This window comes from Microbacterium sp. JZ70 (assembly GCF_053903225.1).
This window is the reverse complement of the sequence record NZ_CP096405.1, coordinates 1,003,264-1,018,556: the sequence shown is the minus strand read 5'-3', so window position 1 is coordinate 1,018,556 and position 15,293 is coordinate 1,003,264. Positions and strand designations below refer to the sequence as shown.

Annotated in this window: 14 protein-coding genes; 5 read left to right on the top strand and 9 right to left on the bottom strand. The window is 73.2% G+C overall.

Features of this window, described 5'->3' with window-relative positions:
* Positions 1–79 precede the first annotated feature (79 nt).
* From M1D46_RS04530 to arfA, 4 genes are read left to right on the top strand one after another with little or no spacing between them, the layout of a single operon-like run.
* Complete coding sequence (locus tag M1D46_RS04530) at positions 80–1,417, top strand: extracellular solute-binding protein (protein ID WP_271174716.1); 1,338 nt, start codon at positions 80–82, stop codon at positions 1,415–1,417.
* Positions 1,414–2,379, top strand: a complete 966-nt coding sequence (locus tag M1D46_RS04525; RefSeq protein ID WP_271174717.1) for a carbohydrate ABC transporter permease — start codon at positions 1,414–1,416, stop codon at positions 2,377–2,379. The genes M1D46_RS04530 and M1D46_RS04525 overlap by 4 nt, the downstream gene beginning before the upstream one ends.
* On the top strand, positions 2,376–3,272 hold the full coding sequence (locus M1D46_RS04520; protein WP_271174718.1) for a carbohydrate ABC transporter permease: 897 nt from the start codon (positions 2,376–2,378) through the stop codon (positions 3,270–3,272). Before M1D46_RS04525 ends, M1D46_RS04520 begins: the two co-directional genes overlap by 4 nt.
* Before the next feature lie 20 nt (positions 3,273–3,292).
* Positions 3,293–4,828 carry an arabinosylfuranosidase ArfA gene (gene arfA / locus M1D46_RS04515; protein WP_456286749.1) on the top strand — a complete coding sequence of 512 codons (1,536 nt, stop codon included), beginning with the start codon at positions 3,293–3,295 and terminating at the stop codon, positions 4,826–4,828.
* 9 nt (positions 4,829–4,837) lie between these two features.
* On the opposite strand, the gene M1D46_RS04510 is transcribed toward arfA, so the two are convergent.
* Entirely contained in the window at positions 4,838–5,641 is an 804-nt protein-coding gene (locus tag M1D46_RS04510) for an alpha/beta fold hydrolase (RefSeq protein ID WP_282980498.1), read from the bottom strand.
* A gap of 58 nt (positions 5,642–5,699) precedes the next feature.
* Between M1D46_RS04510 and M1D46_RS04505 the strand changes: the two genes are divergently transcribed.
* Entirely contained in the window at positions 5,700–5,963 is a 264-nt protein-coding gene (locus M1D46_RS04505) for a glutaredoxin family protein (RefSeq protein ID WP_271174721.1), read from the top strand.
* Positions 5,964–5,976: 13 nt separating this feature from the next.
* On the opposite strand, the gene M1D46_RS04500 is transcribed toward M1D46_RS04505, so the two are convergent.
* The 8 genes from M1D46_RS04500 to M1D46_RS04465 all read right to left on the bottom strand — a co-directional run bounded on the left by M1D46_RS04500 (position 5,977) and on the right by M1D46_RS04465 (position 15,280).
* Complete coding sequence (locus M1D46_RS04500) at positions 5,977–6,399, bottom strand: recombinase family protein (RefSeq protein ID WP_271174722.1); 423 nt, start codon at positions 6,397–6,399, stop codon at positions 5,977–5,979.
* Between the two features lie 62 nt (positions 6,400–6,461).
* Positions 6,462–8,006, bottom strand: a complete 1,545-nt coding sequence (locus tag M1D46_RS04495; protein WP_456286748.1) for a serine/threonine-protein kinase — start codon at positions 8,004–8,006, stop codon at positions 6,462–6,464.
* Complete coding sequence (locus M1D46_RS04490; RefSeq protein ID WP_324012769.1) at positions 8,003–8,518, bottom strand: FHA domain-containing protein; 516 nt, start codon at positions 8,516–8,518, stop codon at positions 8,003–8,005. The genes M1D46_RS04495 and M1D46_RS04490 overlap by 4 nt, the downstream gene beginning before the upstream one ends.
* The gene (locus M1D46_RS04485) at positions 8,515–9,324 is read right to left on the bottom strand and encodes a PP2C family protein-serine/threonine phosphatase (protein WP_282980501.1); all 810 of its coding nucleotides are present in this window, start codon (positions 9,322–9,324) and stop codon (positions 8,515–8,517) included. Before M1D46_RS04485 ends, M1D46_RS04490 begins: the two co-directional genes overlap by 4 nt.
* Entirely contained in the window at positions 9,321–10,721 is a 1,401-nt protein-coding gene (locus tag M1D46_RS04480) for an RDD family protein (RefSeq protein ID WP_456286747.1), read from the bottom strand. The genes M1D46_RS04485 and M1D46_RS04480 overlap by 4 nt, the downstream gene beginning before the upstream one ends.
* 1 nt (position 10,722) lies before the next feature.
* Positions 10,723–13,062, bottom strand: a complete 2,340-nt coding sequence (locus M1D46_RS04475; RefSeq protein ID WP_456286746.1) for a transglutaminase family protein — start codon at positions 13,060–13,062, stop codon at positions 10,723–10,725.
* A complete protein-coding gene (locus M1D46_RS04470) occupies positions 13,059–14,321 on the bottom strand; it encodes a DUF58 domain-containing protein (protein WP_456286745.1) in 1,263 nt (420 codons plus the stop codon). The genes M1D46_RS04475 and M1D46_RS04470 overlap by 4 nt, the downstream gene beginning before the upstream one ends.
* Positions 14,318–15,280, bottom strand: coding sequence for an AAA family ATPase (locus M1D46_RS04465; RefSeq protein WP_282979370.1), 963 nt, complete (start codon positions 15,278–15,280; stop codon positions 14,318–14,320). The genes M1D46_RS04470 and M1D46_RS04465 overlap by 4 nt, the downstream gene beginning before the upstream one ends.
* Between the last annotated feature and the right edge of the window lie 13 nt (positions 15,281–15,293).

Here is a 15,293-nt window from a genome sequence, read left to right as displayed (position 1 = left end):
CTCCGCGCGCCCCTTGCGCATCCATTACATCGATGTAATGATGGCGTCGTCTCTGTCAGACGGTCACGAAGGAGTGGCGATGGCATCACCACCGGTCCACATCACGCGGCGCCAGCTCTTCGCGGGCGCCGCGGCTCTCGCGGGGACGGCGCTCATCGCCGGCTGCACCCCGGCGAGCGCCGCCCGCGGCGCGCAGCAGCTGCAGTTCTGGCACCTGCTCTCCGGCGGCGACGGCGTGACGATGTCGGGCCTCCTCGACGGCGTCAACGCCGCGCAGGAGGAGTACCGCATCCGCCCCACCGTCCTCGCGTGGGGCTCGCCGTACTACACGAAGCTCGCCATGGCGGCGACCGGCGGGCGCGCGCCCGAGGTCGCGGTCATGCACGCCACGCGCGTGGCGGGCTACGCGCCCGGGGGCCTGCTCGACCCGTGGGACGTCGACCGGCTCGCCGAGCTCGGCGTCGACGAGAGCACCTTCCCCGCGCCGATCTGGGAGAAGGGCTTCGCGGGCGGCGAGCTCTACAGCGTCGCGCTCGACGCGCACCCGTTCATCCTCATGTTCAACACCGACATCTGCGACGCCGCCGGCGTGCTCGACAGCGACGGGCGGCTCCTGCCGACGTCGTCGCCCGAGGAGTTCCTCGAGCTCACGCGGGCCGTGGCCGGATCGTCGGAGAGCCACGGCCTCTCGTACGGGTACCTCGGCGACGGCGCCCAGATGTGGCGTCTCTTCTACACCCTCTACACGCAGCACGGGCTCGCGATGGAGCTGCCCGAGGGCGGGAAGAGCGTGCTCGACCAGGACGCGGCCGTCGAGTCGCTCACGCTCATGCAGAGCCTGCTGGATGGCGAGATCGCCGCCCCGCAGAACGACTACCAGTCGGCCGTCGCCGAGTTCGCGACGGGCCGCAGCGGCATGTTCCTCACGGGCGTGTGGGAGCTGCGGACCATGCAGAACGCGGGCATCCCGTTCGACGCGACGACCATCCCCACGCTCTACGGCACCGACTCCGTGTACGCCGACTCGCACTCGTTCGTGCTGCCGCACCAGACGAGCCCCGACCCCGTCAAGCGCGACCTCACCTACCGGTTCGTCGCCGACATCCTCAAAGGCTCGTTCGACTGGGCGGGGGCGGGCCACATCCCGGCCTACCTGCCGATCACGGAGTCGCCCGACTACGCCGACCTCGTCCCCCAGGCGCACTACGCGAATGCGGCCGAGAACGTCGCATACGACCCGCCCGCGTGGTTCACCGGCTCTGGGTCGAACTTCCAGGGCGACTTCGGCGCGTCCGTGCAGGACGTGCTCCTCAGCGGCGGCGACCCCGCCGCCGCCATCGCGGCCTTCCAGGCGCGCGTCGACAGCATGCTCTCCAAGCCGAACCCGGCCGACCCCGAGGGGACGTGGCAGTCATGACGACCGCAGCTCCCACCACCCGCACGATCGTCACCGGCGGCGCGCAGCGCGGCGGACGCCGTCACGTCGGAGCCCAGCGCAGCGAGCAGCTCGTGAGCTGGGTCTTCCTCGCGCCGTTCCTCATCGCGTTCGCGCTCTTCCTCGTGTGGCCGATCCTCCACGGCATCTATCTGAGCTTCACGAACCAGTCCCTGACCGGCGCGGGCGGCGACCTCGTCGGCTTCGCGAACTACGCCGAGGCCCTCGCCGACCCCGTCATGTGGCGCTCGCTCGGGAACACCCTCTGGTTCACGGTGCTCTCGACCGTTCCGCTCGTCGTCATCGCGCTCGTCATGGCGGTGCTCGTCGACCGCGGCATCCCCGGCCAGTGGCTGTGGCGGCTGTCGTTCTTCATGCCGTTCCTCCTCGCCTCGACCGTCATCTCGCAGATCTGGGTGTGGATCTTCAACCCGCAGATCGGCGCGGCCAACAACATCCTCGAGGCGCTCGGGCTCGCCCCCATCGCGTGGCTGCAGAACCCCGACACGAACATGATCGCGATCGTCATCGCGACCGTGTGGTGGACCGTCGGGTTCAACTTCCTGCTCTACCTCGCGGCCCTCCAGAACATCCCCGCCCAGCAGTACGAGGCCGCGTCGCTCGACGGCGCGGGGCCGTGGCGCCAGCTCTGGTCGATCACGATCCCGCAGCTCGGGCCCGCGACGGTCCTCATCGTGATGCTGCAGATCCTCGCGTCGCTCAAGCTGTTCGACCAGGCGTATCAGATGCTCGGCGGCGTCGCGAGCGACACCACGCGCTCCATCGTGCAGTACATGTACGAGGCCGGCTTCGTCGGCTACCGCTTCGGCTACTCGGCAGCCATCTCCTACGTGTTCTTCGCGCTCATCGTCATCATCGGCGTCGCCCAGGCGGCGATCATGTCCCGTGGTGCCGCCGCCGCGCGCAGGAAGGAGCAGCGATGACCACCGTCACGCAGACCCTCGTCACCCCCTCCACCGCGCGCCGCGCCGAGCGCAAGCCCGGGGCCCGGCGGTTCGGCCCGCTGCGGATCGTCGCGTTCGCGGTGCTCCTGCTCCTCGCGATCGGATGGCTGCTGCCGTTCCTGTGGGCGGTCGCGACCGCGTTCAAGACCGAGACCGACGCCGCGTCGGGCGACCCCTCGTGGATCGGGCCGAGCGGCCCCACGACCGACGCGTTCACGGCCATCCTCTCGCAGGGCAACGTGTGGATCTGGGCCTTCAACAGCCTCTGGACGTCGGCCGCCGTGACGGCCATCACGCTCGCGATCTCCGCGATGGCCGCCTACGCGTTCTCGCGGCTCGACTTCACCGGGCGGCGCTGGCTCTACGTGGCCGTCATCGCCGCGATCGTCGTGCCGCCGCAGGCGCTCATCATCCCGCTGTTCTACGAGATGCTCGCCTTCAACATGATCGACACGCACTGGGGCCTCATCCTGCCGCAGGTCGTCGCCCCGGCGATGGTGTTCATCCTCAAGCAGTTCTTCGACGCCGTGCCGATCGAGCTCGAGGACGCCGCCCGCGTGGACGGCGCGAGCCGCTTCCGCGTGTTCTGGTCGATCGTGCTCCCGCTGTCGCGGCCCATCCTCGCGTCGGTCGCGATCTTCGTGTTCATCGGCGCGTGGAACAACTTCCTCTGGCCGTTCCTCGTCATCAACGACACGACGCTCATGACGCTGCCGGTCGGCCTGCAGACCGTCATCAGCGCCTACGGCGTGCAGTACGCGCAGGTGATGGCGCAGGCCGTGCTCGCCGCGCTGCCGCTCATCATCGTGTTCCTCATCTTCCAGAAGCAGATCGTCAAGGGCGTCGCGACCACCGGCTTCGGCGGCCAGTGACACCCGGAACCAGGAGAGAAATGACCCGCGCCCGCATCACCATCGACCGCGACTTCACGATCGCCGACGTGCCGCGCCGGCTCTTCGGATCGTTCGTCGAGCACATGGGACGCTGCGTCTACACCGGCATCTTCGAGCCCGGCCACCCGCAGGCCGACGAGCGGGGCTTCCGGCGCGACGTGCTGCAGCTCGTGAAGGAGCTGGGGCCGACCGTCGTCCGCTACCCCGGAGGCAACTTCGTCTCGGGCTACCTGTGGGAGGACGGCGTCGGGCCGGTCGACCAGCGCCCGCGCCGGCTGGACGGCGCATGGCACACGATCGAGACCAACGCCTTCGGCCTGCACGAGTTCGTCGAGTGGGCGGGCGAGGCGGGCGTCGAGGTCATGGAGGCCGTGAACCTCGGCACGCGCGGCGTCGAGGAGGCGCGCGCGCTCGTCGAGTACGCGAACCACCCCGGCGGCACCTACTGGTCGGACCTGCGCCGCCGCAACGGCGCAGCCGACCCGTTCGACATCCGCCTGTGGTGCCTCGGCAACGAGCTCGACGGGCCGTGGCAGATCGGCCACAAGACCGCGCACGAGTACGGCCGCCTCGCGCAGGAGACGGCGAAGGCGATGCGCCTGGTCGACCCGACGATCGAGCTCGTCGCGGTGGGATCGTCGAACCGGCAGATGCCGACCTTCGGCACGTGGGAGCACACCGTGCTCACGCACGCGTACGAGGAGGTCGACTACATCTCGATGCACGCGTACTACCAGGAGCGCGACGGCGACGCCGCGTCGTTCCTGGCCGAGGGCGTCGACATGGACGCGTTCATCGACGGCGTGATCGCGACGATCGACGCCGTGAAGGCCGCGGGCAAGCACCGCAAGCAGGTCGACATCTCGTTCGACGAGTGGAACGTCTGGGACCAGGACCGGTACAACGACCACGAGGCGCGCGAGATCGAGGCGGCGGGATGGCGCGAGCACCCGCGCCTCATCGAGGACACGTACGACGTCGCCGACGCGGTCGTCGTCGGCACCCTGCTGCACAGCCTGCTGCGCCACGGCGACCGCGTGCGCATCGCCAACCAGGCCCAGCTCGTCAATGTCATCGCGCCGATCCGCTCGGAGGAGGGCGGGCCCGCGTGGCGCCAGTCGATCTTCTGGCCGTTCGCGCGGATGGCGCGTCTCGCGCAGGGGCGGATCCTGCGGCTCGCGGTCGACTCGTCGCAGACGAGCACGCGCAAGTTCGGCGACGTCGACGCGATCGACGCGGCCGCGACGTGGGACGAGGCGAGCGGGACGATCGCGCTGTTCGTCGCGAACCGCTCGCTCGAGGAGGCCGGCGACGTCACGGTCGACCTGCGCGGGCTCGCAGCCACGGCCATCCGCTCGGCCGAGGTGCTGACCGTGCCCGAGGGCGGCGACCGGCGCTCCGCGAACGTCGCCGACGATCAGGACCGCGTGGGGCTCGTCCCCCTGCGCGACGCGGGCATCGCCGACGGCGCGGTGCGCGCCACCCTGCCGCCGATGTCGTGGGCGGTCATCGTCCTCGACGCCGCGAGGGCCTGATCCGACGCGTCACCCGCGGTCGAGCCACGCCAGGATGCGCTCGGCCGCGGGGGCGCCGTCGCGGATCATCGTCTCGTGCCCGTGGCCGGGGATCTCGATCGAGGTCGCATCGGGCACGAGCTCTGCGACGCGGCGCACCCACACGGGCGGGCAGACGACGTCGTTCGCGCCCCGCACGACGAGCGTGCGCGAGCGGATCCGCTCGTACGCGTCCTCGGGGCGATGCGAGAGCATCGCCTTCATCTTGCGCCGCAGGTTCGGGCCCGCCCGCAGGTACTCCCTCGCACCGAGGACGAGCACCTTGAGGCTCTCGCCGAGGAGGTCGCGCCCGAGCCGCAGCAGCTGGGGGACGGCGCGGCGCGCCTCGGAGTCGACGGTCGGGGCGACGAGGACGACCGGCCCCGCGAGATCCGGGTGGCGGGCCGCGATCTCGGCGACGACCTGCGTGCCCATCGAGTGCCCGATGAGGACCGGGCGCTCGAGACGGCGATCGCGGATGAACGCCGCGACGAGGTCGGCGACGCGCTCGATCGACGGCGTCCGCGGCGGCTCGGGCGCCTCCCCGTATCCGGGCTGGTCGATCGCGATCGCCCGCCCGCGCTCGGCGAGGTGGACGGCGACGTCGGCGAAGACGCGGCGGCCCATGCCGATCCCGTGCACGAGGAGGAAGACGGGCTCGCCCGCTCCGCGCTCCTCCGCGACGAGGGTCGCGCCCTGCCACGTGAAGCGCGAGATGCGGCCGTCCTCCGGCGCCCCCGCCAGCTCGTCGATCACGTCATCCGCGGCCTCCGCCGCGTCCTCGAGCGCACCCATCCTCTCAGCCTACGATCGCGCGGATCCCGCGCCCCGCAGCGCGCGTAACCTGGAAGGCATGACGACTTCCGCCACCAACGAGATCACCATGTTCGGCGCCGAGTGGTGCCGCGACTGCCGCCGCACCAAGGCGCAGCTCGATGAGCTCGGCGTCGCGTACACGTACGTCGACCTCGAGGCCGAGCCCGCGGCCGCCGAGGTCGCCAAGGAGATCTCGGGACGCACGAACATCCCGGTCGTGGTCTACCCCGACGCGACCCACCACGTCGAGCCGTCGAACGCCGACGTCGAGGCGAAGCTCAAGGAGCTCGCCCTCATCTGAGGCCCTCGCGCGATCAGGCGTCGTGGAGGTGCTTCTGGCCGTGCCCGAGCACCTTCACGACGACGCCGCGGCGCGAGAGCTCGGCGATCGTGCGCACCTCCTCCGCCGCATCGCGGCCCAGCGCGTGCACGCTCGCGACGACGACGACATCGCCCGACTTCAGACGCGAGAAGAGGCGCTGCAGGCGCTCCTCCCATGATTCGAGGATGTCGGGCGCGGGGTGCCGGAAGCCCTCGATCGGCACGCCGAAGCGCGTGAGGTCCTCGCGCTGCTGGATCACCGACGGCATGTCGTCGCGCTGCACGACGAGGCCCACGAGACGCGATCCCGCAGGACGCGCCTGCCACCATCCGCCGTCCCGCTGGAGCTCGACGAAGCACTTCGGGCACTCCGAAGCCTGATGGATCTCGGTCTCGGCGGTGTCTGCGTGGCTCATGGTGCTCCTCCACGTCCATTGTGCCGTGCCCGCAGTGCGGATGCCCACCCCCGGCGCGCCGGTCAGCCGCCGACGCACGCGACGGCGGGCTCGGAGCTCGTCCCGCTCGCGCGTCGGAGCACCACCTCGACGCACGTCTCGCCCTCTGCGACCGGCACCGTCACCGTCGGCTCGACGGTCCGCTCGTAGTCCGGCTCGCCGGCGACGCTCGCGATGGTCCAGAGGTAGCTGTCGCCCTCCTCCGGCTCGGGGTTCGTCCAGGTGAACACGACCTCATCGCCGTGCACGGCGCCCTGGAGGTCGGCGACGGACGGGACGGCGACGATCGGGTCCTGCGGCGCGACCGTCTGCGCCGGCGTGTCCTCCGGGTCGGGCTCGGCGAGCAGCGCGGGCAGCCCGAAGCCGATGACGGCGACCGCGGCGAGCGCGATCACGCCGACCGACACCCACCATCCCCACCGGCCCCGCCGCGGCGCCTCGGCCGCGATCTCGCGCCGCGGGATGGTCGACTCGGGAGCCGACGCGGGCACGGGAGGGCGGATGACCGTGGCGTCGTCCGGATGGATGCTGCGGGCCCCGCGCACGACGGTCGCCTCGTCCTGCGCGCCCCGGCGGATGGTCTCTGCCGACGCCGGGCGCGGCGACGTCGCCACGTCGGCGGCGTCGGGGGCGATGCTCATGACGGCTCGGACGCGCGTGAGGCCGCCGTCCTCGTCCTCGTCGCGGTCGCCCCTGGCGCCCTCGTCGATGATGTCGATCGGCGTGACCGCGTGCGCGAGCTCGATCTGCACCTTCTGCAGAGCGCGCGCGAAGGCCAGCGCGCTCGTGTGGCGGTCGGCCGGATCCTTGGCCATCGCGCGCTCGAGCACGCTCTGGAGCGCCTCCGGCACGTCCGGCCGGTCGAGCGGCGGCAGCGGCATCCGCTCGATCCGGTCGATGAGGTCGGCGCTCGCGTTGCTCTGTCCCGCGACCTCGAACGGGGAGCGGCCCGCGAGCAGCGTGTAGACGGTCGCGCCGAGCTGGTACACGTCGGAGCGCGGGCCGCTGCGCGCGACGTCGCCGAACGACTCGGGCGGCGACCACGGAATCGACATGCCGGTCGTCTCGGTCGGCCCGTGCGCGGTCGCGGCGATGCCGAAGTCAGTGAGCGCGGGCCGCCCGTACTCGGTCACGAGGATGTTCGCGGGCTTGATGTCGCGGTGGAGCACGCCCGCGCGGTGCGCGGTCTCGACGGCCGCGGCGATCGGGATGCCCACGCGCAGCGCCTCCGCGACCGAGAACGGCTCGCGGCGGTACCGCACCTGCAGGTTCGCGCCCGGGCAGTACTCCATGACCAGGTAGGGCCGGCCGTCGTCCGAGACGCCGGCCTGCAGGATCGTGACGATCGCGGGATGGCTCGAGAGCATCGCCATCGTGTTCGCCTCGGCGGTGAACTGGCCGGCGGTCCCGCCCATCCGATCGGGCAGGAGGACCTTGATCGCGACCTGGCGACGCGGGAGCTCCTGTTCGTACCGGTACACGTCGGCGAAGCCGCCCGATCCGAGCAGCTCGATGCACTGGAAGCCCGGGATGCGCGGCGGCGGGGCGGGCGGGCGGCGCTGGTTCACGGCAGGTCCTCGAACGCGAAGGAGACGCCGTCGCCGAGATCGACGACGTCGCCCGTCACGACGACCGTGTGCTCGCCCGGGTGGAGCTGCACGGGCTCCTCCCCTCCGCGCAGGAGCGTCGTGCCGTTGGTCGAGTGGAGGTCGACGACGACGACGCTGTCGGCGTCGGGGATGACCTCGACATGACTGCGCGAGATGTCGAGCGACGGGCTCTCGACCGAGATGAGGTGCGGCAGCTCGGCGCCGGTCGACCGGGTCGCGCGCGGACGGCGCCCGATCACGATCGGACGATCGAGCGCGACGACCTCGCCGCTCGAGAGGCGGATGCGGGCGCGTGCCGTCCGCGTGGGAGCGGCCGAGCGCGCGCCGCGCGGGATGGTCGTGCCGTCGTGGTCCCCGCGCAGGCCCCGGAGGTCGGCGGCCGAGATCGTCGCGCCGTCGTGGTCGCCGAGCCCGTCTCCCGTCGGGGCGATCGTGTCGGCCGCTGCCTCGCGCTGATCGCCCGCCGTCATGCCCGGCGACCCCCCACCGGCTCGCGCGGCCGCGTGTCGGCGTCGATGTCGCGGGTGCCGGTGTCTCCGTCGTGCCACGCCACATGCACGGCGTCGACGACGATCACCGAGACGTTGTCGCGGCCGCCGCGCGCGACGGCCGCCTCGACCAGTCGGCTGGCCGCGGCCTGCGGGTCGTCCTCGGCGCTCAGGATGGCCGCGATCTGGTCGCGCCCGACCTCGCGCGGCAGGCCATCCGAGCAGATGAGCAGGCGGTCGCCGCGGCTCGCCGGGAGCATCCAGAAGTCCACTCGCTCGCTGCTGCCGGCCCCGAGGGCGCGCGTGATGACGTTGCGGCGCGGGTCGCGCTCGGCGTCGGCCTCGGCGAGGCGCCCCGAGTCGACGAGCTCCTGCACGAGCGAGTGGTCGACGCTGATCTGCTCGAGGCGGTCGCCCGCGAGCCGGTAGGTGCGCGAGTCGCCGATGTTGAGCGCGAGCCAGTAGCCCGCTCCGCGCACGTCGACGATGACGACTCCCGACAGGGTCGTCCCCGCGCCCGTCTCGCGGGATGACGAGAACGCGTCGATGCGCCGACGGGCGGCCTCGACGGCCTCGCGCACCTCGTCGACCGTGAGGTGATCGCGCCCGACGAGGTCCGCGAACGCGGCCACCGCCATCCGCGACGCCACCTCGCCCGCGTCGTGCCCGCCCATCCCGTCTGCGACGAGGAACACCGGGGCGGACGCGAGCAGCGCGTCCTCGTTGATCGCCCGGCGCCGGCCGGTGTCCGTCGCGGCGCCGACCGCGACCGTGATCGGCGCGGTCATGCGGGCGCCCCGTAGGTCGCCGTCCGGTCGCCCATCTCGAGCACGTCGCCCTCGACGAGCGGCGTGCGCTCTCCGGGCACGACGTCGATGCGGTCGCCGCCGCGCACGATGACGACACCGTTCGTCGAGTGGCGGTCGGTGATCCACGCGCCGTCGCCGTCGACGTCGAGCGCGAAGTGCGTCTTCGACAGCGAGAGGCTCTCGTCGCGCACGGCGACGGTCTCCCCCTCCCCCGCGGGGTTCCGCCCGAAGAGCGTGAAGCCGTCGACCGTGTGCACGGCGCCGTCGTCCCACACGAGCGTCGCGGTCGGCCGCGGCGGCTCGCGGCGCACGACGATCGTGTCATCGAGAAGGGGGTCGTACCCGTCGTGCGCGTCGCCTCCCGGCACGATCGTGTCGTCGGAGACCTCGTCCGCCGGGGTGGGGGCGGGTGCTGGTGCCGGGGCGGGTGCGGGGGCCGGGGCCGGGGCGGACGCCGGGGACGGTGCTGGGGCGGGCGCCGGGGCCTCCGCCGGGGCGGGCGTGGGCGCCGGCGGGTCCTGCGTGATGCCGGGAACGTACGCGATCACGCCGAGAGGGGCGCTCGGCTCCGAGCGTGGTGGCGGGGGCGGCGTCGCGGGCGCGGGAGGAGCCACTGGAGCGGAACCGCCCTCCACGCGCGGGGGTGCGGGGGGCATCGGCGGACGCGGGGGGATGGCCGGGGCGGCGGCAGGCGCGGCAACAGGCGCGGCCGGCGCGGCAACAGGCGCGGCCGGGGCGGCGGCAGGCGCGGCAACGGGCGCGGCCGGGGCGGCGGCGGGGGGAGCCGGCGGACGCGGCGGCACGGCGACGGACGGCGGCACCGGCGCCGCGGGCGCGACGGGGGCCGCAGGCGCGCTCGCCTGGTGCAGCGGAGCAGCGTCGCGCGCGGAGCGGGCGTCGGCCATCCGCGATCCGGCGACCCGATCGTGCCAGCCGCGGTGCCACGGGGAGCCGTCGAAGAGGGGCGAGAAGTAGCCGACGACGATAGCGGCGCCGAGGCCCCAGATCACGTTGCGCAGGAAGGCGCGGCCGAACCCGAGGGGCGCGCCGTCGTCGTCGCGGACGAGCCGCACGCGCAGGGCGCGCATGCCCGGCGTTCCGCGACGGGTGCCCTGCCACCAGCTGTAGAGGAGGACCCAGCCGATCGCGAGCAGGCCGACGACCGCGGAGAGCGTCAGCGTGAGCCACAGCGGGCCGTTCATCGCGACCCACACCGTGACGCCCGAGAGCACGGACATCACCGCGCCGACGATGAGCATGTCGACGATGTAGGCGCCGGCGCGCCGGCCGAGCGGAGCAGGGCGCGGCTCGGGCGCAGCGGCCGGCAGCCCGTACCCAGGCGGCAGCGGTGCGCGGTAGGGATTCGACGCGGTCATGTCAGCCATCCTTCCGTCGATCGGCCGCGGCGGCGCGCAGCCTCCGGATCCACGACGATCCGGTCCTGCGCCGCAGCGAGCGCAGGCTCAGTCGGGCGCGGAGGCGACTCCAGAATGTCGCCTTCTCGCCCATCCCGTCCACCAGGGCGTCGACCTCGCTCCAGAACGCCGCGACGAACTCGGGATCGGGCTCGCCCGGCCCGAAGACGCCGGCGTCCGCGCGCGCGGCGAGGTCGGTCACGCGGGCGTCCTCGAGGGTCGCGACGAGCACGGCGGCCTCCTCCGAGCGCGTTCCTCCGGCCGACGCGCCGTCGAGCGGGTAGGCGCGGTAGTCGACGGCGCGATCGCGCAGCTCATCCCAGCCGCCGCTGATGCGGTCGGCCGCGCGCTCGGCCGCGCGCCGTCGGCGACGGCGGGCGGCCTTCACGGCGCCGATCACGACGAAGGGCGCGAGCAGCAGGAGGAGGACGGAGACGCCGGCCCCGCCCACGAGGAGGATCAGGCCGAGAGCGCCGTCCTCGGGCTCGGCGTCCTCATCCGCCTTCCGATCGTCGGGCACGAGCGGCGGGAGCTCGACCGGCTCCTGCGGAGGCGGAGGCGGCTGCAGCACCTGCGGCTTGGGTGCGCTCTTCGGCCGGGTCGTCTGGTCGTTCGGCTGCTGGTCCTCGGGGGGCGTGGGGTCGAAGGCGACCCATCCGGCGTCCTCGAAGGCGATCTCGACCCACGCGTGCACGTCGTCGCCCGTGACGACGTACGGGTTCTCCGCCGTCTCGTCCTCCCCGGGGTGGAAGCCCAGCACGACGCGCGCCGGGATGCCGAGCTCCCGTGCCATGAGCGCCATCGCGACCGCGTACTGCTCGTCGTCGCCGACCATCTGCTCGGCGCCGAGCAGGCTCGCGATGCGCTGCGACCCGTGCCCCGCGCGGGAGGGGACCTCGCCCTCGAGACCGTGGCTGAAGAAGCCGCCCTCCGAGAGGAACGATGTGAGGGCGCGCGCCTTCTCGATCGGCGTGCGCGCCTCCGCGACCGCGTCGGCGGCGAGCTCGGCGACATCGCCGGGAACGTCGACGGGCCGCGGCAGATCGACGTCCGCGAAGTCGTCGTCCGCGAGCGCCTCGTCGGCCGACGTCGGCGGGATGACGACATCGGCGGTGTACCGATCGCCCTCGCGGAGCCCGTCGCGGACGACCGCGGTGCCCGTGTCGGCGTTGTAGTACGCGCTGCGGCGCAGGCTCTCTCCGCGGTCGCCGTCGAACGCGAGGCTGCGCACCGCGCCGGCGGCCGGAACCCAGACCCCCTCGTAGCCGCCGACCTCGACCGTGAGGCGCGCGGCCTCCCCTGCAGCGCCCTGCGCCATGTTCGAGCGGATGGGGGTGAAGTCGCTCGACGAGTCGGCGACGTCGTAGACCACTCCCGAGTAGGCGTCCATCGTCGCGAGCCGCAGGCGGGCCCCGCTCGGCAGGCCGCGGACCGTGAACAGGGCGTCCTCGTCGAAGTCGCGCACGTAGAGCCGGAACGACTGCAGCGGGCTCGGGTACTCGCGGATGTCGAACGGCGGGATGATCACCTCGCGCAGCACGTAGCGGGTCTCGTTCGCGGGCGCGAGGGCGAGCGAGACCGCGCCCGCACCCGCCGCGATCGCGAGGACAACGGCGCCCGACACGACCCGGCGGACGACGCTCGAGCGACCCCCGTCAGCCTGTGGCGACTCGGCCGTCGCGACCGCGCTGCGCTGCGGCGCGAGCGCCGTCCGCAGCGCGAGCCAGGCGACCGCGACGACGGCGAACACCGCAGCCTGCACGAACGGCGCGGCGGGCTGCGCCGTCCCGAGGGCGATCTGGAGCACGAGCAGCGCCGCGGCGGGCACGAGCGTCCAGGCCGCGGGGACGACGCGCAGAGCGAGGCTCCCCGCGAGCGTCGCGAAGGCGAGCGAGAGGAGGAGCGGCACGATGAGGTGCCCGTCGGCGGCCGCGACCGGCGCGATCGAGGTGAGCAGCGACTTCCACGACGTCACGACGCCCGCCGCCAGCTGGCGGAGCGTGTCGATGGTCGGGATCACCCCGCCGATCGCCGTGTGCGGCAGCGCGAGCGCCCCGCCGAGCACGAAGTACACGCCCACGGCGGCCGCCGCGAGCAGGAGGACGCTCCACCGCCGGATGGCCCCCGTCCAGGCGATCCCGAGCCCCAGCACGAGGCCGGCGAGGGCGGGGATCAGGTACTGCGGTCCGTCGAAGGTCGGCGCGAAGCCGATCACGGGGACGAGCAGGAGCAGCGCGACCGCGCCCAGGTCGATCGCGTCGCCGCGCCATCCGCCGAGGCGCCCGCCGTCGCGCGCGCTCATCCGAGCACCTTCCGCAGCGCGCGCGGCAGGTCGTCGACCGTCGCGAGGGTGAGCACGTCGGTCTCGCCGATGCGCCGGCGCCCGGTATCCGCGTCGGCGGCGGCCACGACGATGAGCGTGCGTGCGCCGAGCGGCAGGCGCGAGGCGGCGTCGCGGAGGTCGGCGGGGTCAGCCGTGCTGCCGCACAGGAGCACGACGACGCTCGCGAGCGGCGCCGCGGCGGCGACCGCGCCGGCGAGGTCGGCCACCCTCCCCGCCCGCGCACGACTGTGCTCGACGCCCGAGAGCGAGTCGAGCAGCTGGCGACCGGTGCCGGCGCGAAGCGGACCGGCCGGCGTCCGCACATCCACGTGGAAGGCGTCGCGGATGGCGCGCAGGCCCAGCGAGCCGCCCGCCGAGATCGCGGTCTCGAACTCCTCGGGCGACGCGTAGTCGGCGGTCGCGGTCGACAGGCCGATGACGAAGTGCGAGCGGCGGGTCTGCTCGTACGTGCGCATCATGAGCGTGCCCGTGCGCGCGGTCGAGCGCCAGTGCACGTGACGGAGGTCGTCGCCGGGCTGGTACTCCGAGAGCGCGTGGAAGGCGATGTCGTCGCGCGCGAGGTCGCGCGTCTCCATGCCCTCGAGATCCCGCACGAAGCCGATCGACTGCCCATCCAGTCTCACCGTGCGCGGGTGGACGTACAGGTCGACGGGCTCGTCGCGGCGGTCGATCCGCTCGTACAGCCCGAGCGGGTCTCCCCGCACGATGCTCACGGGCCCGACCGGCAGCACGGCGCGGCGCTGGGTCGGGATCGCGAACAGCTCCTCGATCGACTCCTCCGGCGCGAGCTGCGGGATGCCGAAGACACCGCGCCCCGATCCGACCGGCAGGACGATCCGGGAGGGGAGGATGGCGCGGCTGCCGGTGTTCGCGAGCCGGAGCGCGCCGACTGCGCGCTCGCCGACGACGACGCGCGTGCGCGTGAGGTCGAGCTCGACGTCGTACGACGTGCGCCCGAAGAGGAAGCCCGCGCAGAGCACGAGGGTCGCGGTGAGGATGGCGGCGATCGCGCGCACCTCGACCCACCCGAAGGCGATGCCGACGACCCACAGCGCGACGGCGGCGACGAGGAGGACCCAGCCGAGCGGACGGACGACGGCCGCGACGACGCGGACGCCGCGCCATCCGCGCGCGAGGACGTAGCGGAGGACCGCGGCCCAGCCTGCCCGCTCCTCCGCCTGCTCGGCCTCGACCGCCTCGGGCGCCTCCGTGCTCATCGCACCTGCGGCGCCGGCACCTGCGACACGACGCGTGCGATCACGCGCTCCGCGGTCGCGCCCGAGAACTCCGCCTCCGGGTCGAGCACGAGGCGGTGGGTCCAGACCGGGCCGGTGAGCGCCTTGATGTCGTCGGGGAGGACGTAGTGGCGCCCGAGCGACGCCGCACGCACCTTGGCGAGGCGCACCATCGCGATGGCGCCGCGCACCGAGACGCCGAGCATCGTGTCGGAGTCGTCCCTGGTCGCCTCCGCGAGCTCGGCGGCGTAGCGCAGCACGCTGGGCTCGACGTGCGCGGTCGCCGCGAGGTCGGCCATGTCGGCCACGGCGCCCGTCGTGATGATCGGGGTGAGCCCCGCGGAGGGGTTGCGGTCGGCGGAGCCCGCGAGGATGCGCTCGGTCACCTCGACCGTCGGGTACCCGATCGAGGTCTTGATGAGGAAGCGGTCGAGCTGCGCCTCGGGCAGCTTGTACGTGCCCGCCTGCTCGATGGGGTTCTGCGTCGCGATCACGAGGAAGGGGCGGCCCACGTCGTGCGCGACGCCGTCGACCGTGACGCGCGACTCCTCCATGACCTCGAGGAGCGCGGACTGCGTCTTGGGAGAGGCGCGGTTGATCTCGTCCGCGAGCACGATCGACGCGAACACGGGCCCGCGGTGGAACTCGAAGCGGTGGCTCTGCTGGTCGTAGATCGTCACGCCGGTGACGTCGCTCGGCAGGAGGTCGGGGGTGAACTGGATGCGGTTCGAGGTGCCCTGCACGGTCGCCGCGAGCGCCTTCGCGAGGCTCGTCTTGCCGGTTCCGGGTGCGTCCTCGAGCAGCACGTGGCCCTCGGCGAGCATCGCCGAGAGCACGAGCCCGACGACGTCGCGCTTGCCCATGAGGGCGCGGTCGACGTTGTCGACGAGGCGCGCGAAGGTCCCCTCGAACCAGGATGCCTGCTCGGGCGTCATCGTCATGCGTGTTCTCTCT

Excerpts from the sequence above, each read along its gene's own strand:
- M1D46_RS04530 (WP_271174716.1), top strand. The coding sequence starts at position 80 with ATGGCATCACCACCGGTCCACATCACGCGGCGCCAGCTCTTCGCGGGC.
- M1D46_RS04525 (WP_271174717.1), top strand. The coding sequence starts at position 1,414 with ATGACGACCGCAGCTCCCACCACCCGCACGATCGTCACCGGCGGCGCG.
- M1D46_RS04520 (WP_271174718.1), top strand. The coding sequence starts at position 2,376 with ATGACCACCGTCACGCAGACCCTCGTCACCCCCTCCACCGCGCGCCGC.
- arfA (WP_456286749.1), top strand. The coding sequence starts at position 3,293 with ATGACCCGCGCCCGCATCACCATCGACCGCGACTTCACGATCGCCGAC.
- M1D46_RS04510 (WP_282980498.1), bottom strand. The coding sequence starts at position 5,641 with ATGGGTGCGCTCGAGGACGCGGCGGAGGCCGCGGATGACGTGATCGAC.
- M1D46_RS04505 (WP_271174721.1), top strand. The coding sequence starts at position 5,700 with ATGACGACTTCCGCCACCAACGAGATCACCATGTTCGGCGCCGAGTGG.
- M1D46_RS04500 (WP_271174722.1), bottom strand. The coding sequence starts at position 6,399 with ATGAGCCACGCAGACACCGCCGAGACCGAGATCCATCAGGCTTCGGAG.
- M1D46_RS04490 (WP_324012769.1), bottom strand. The coding sequence starts at position 8,518 with ATGACGGCGGGCGATCAGCGCGAGGCAGCGGCCGACACGATCGCCCCG.
- M1D46_RS04485 (WP_282980501.1), bottom strand. The coding sequence starts at position 9,324 with ATGACCGCGCCGATCACGGTCGCGGTCGGCGCCGCGACGGACACCGGC.
- M1D46_RS04480 (WP_456286747.1), bottom strand. The coding sequence starts at position 10,721 with ATGACCGCGTCGAATCCCTACCGCGCACCGCTGCCGCCTGGGTACGGG.
- M1D46_RS04475 (WP_456286746.1), bottom strand. The coding sequence starts at position 13,062 with ATGAGCGCGCGCGACGGCGGGCGCCTCGGCGGATGGCGCGGCGACGCG.
- M1D46_RS04470 (WP_456286745.1), bottom strand. The coding sequence starts at position 14,321 with ATGAGCACGGAGGCGCCCGAGGCGGTCGAGGCCGAGCAGGCGGAGGAG.
- M1D46_RS04465 (WP_282979370.1), bottom strand. The coding sequence starts at position 15,280 with ATGACGATGACGCCCGAGCAGGCATCCTGGTTCGAGGGGACCTTCGCG.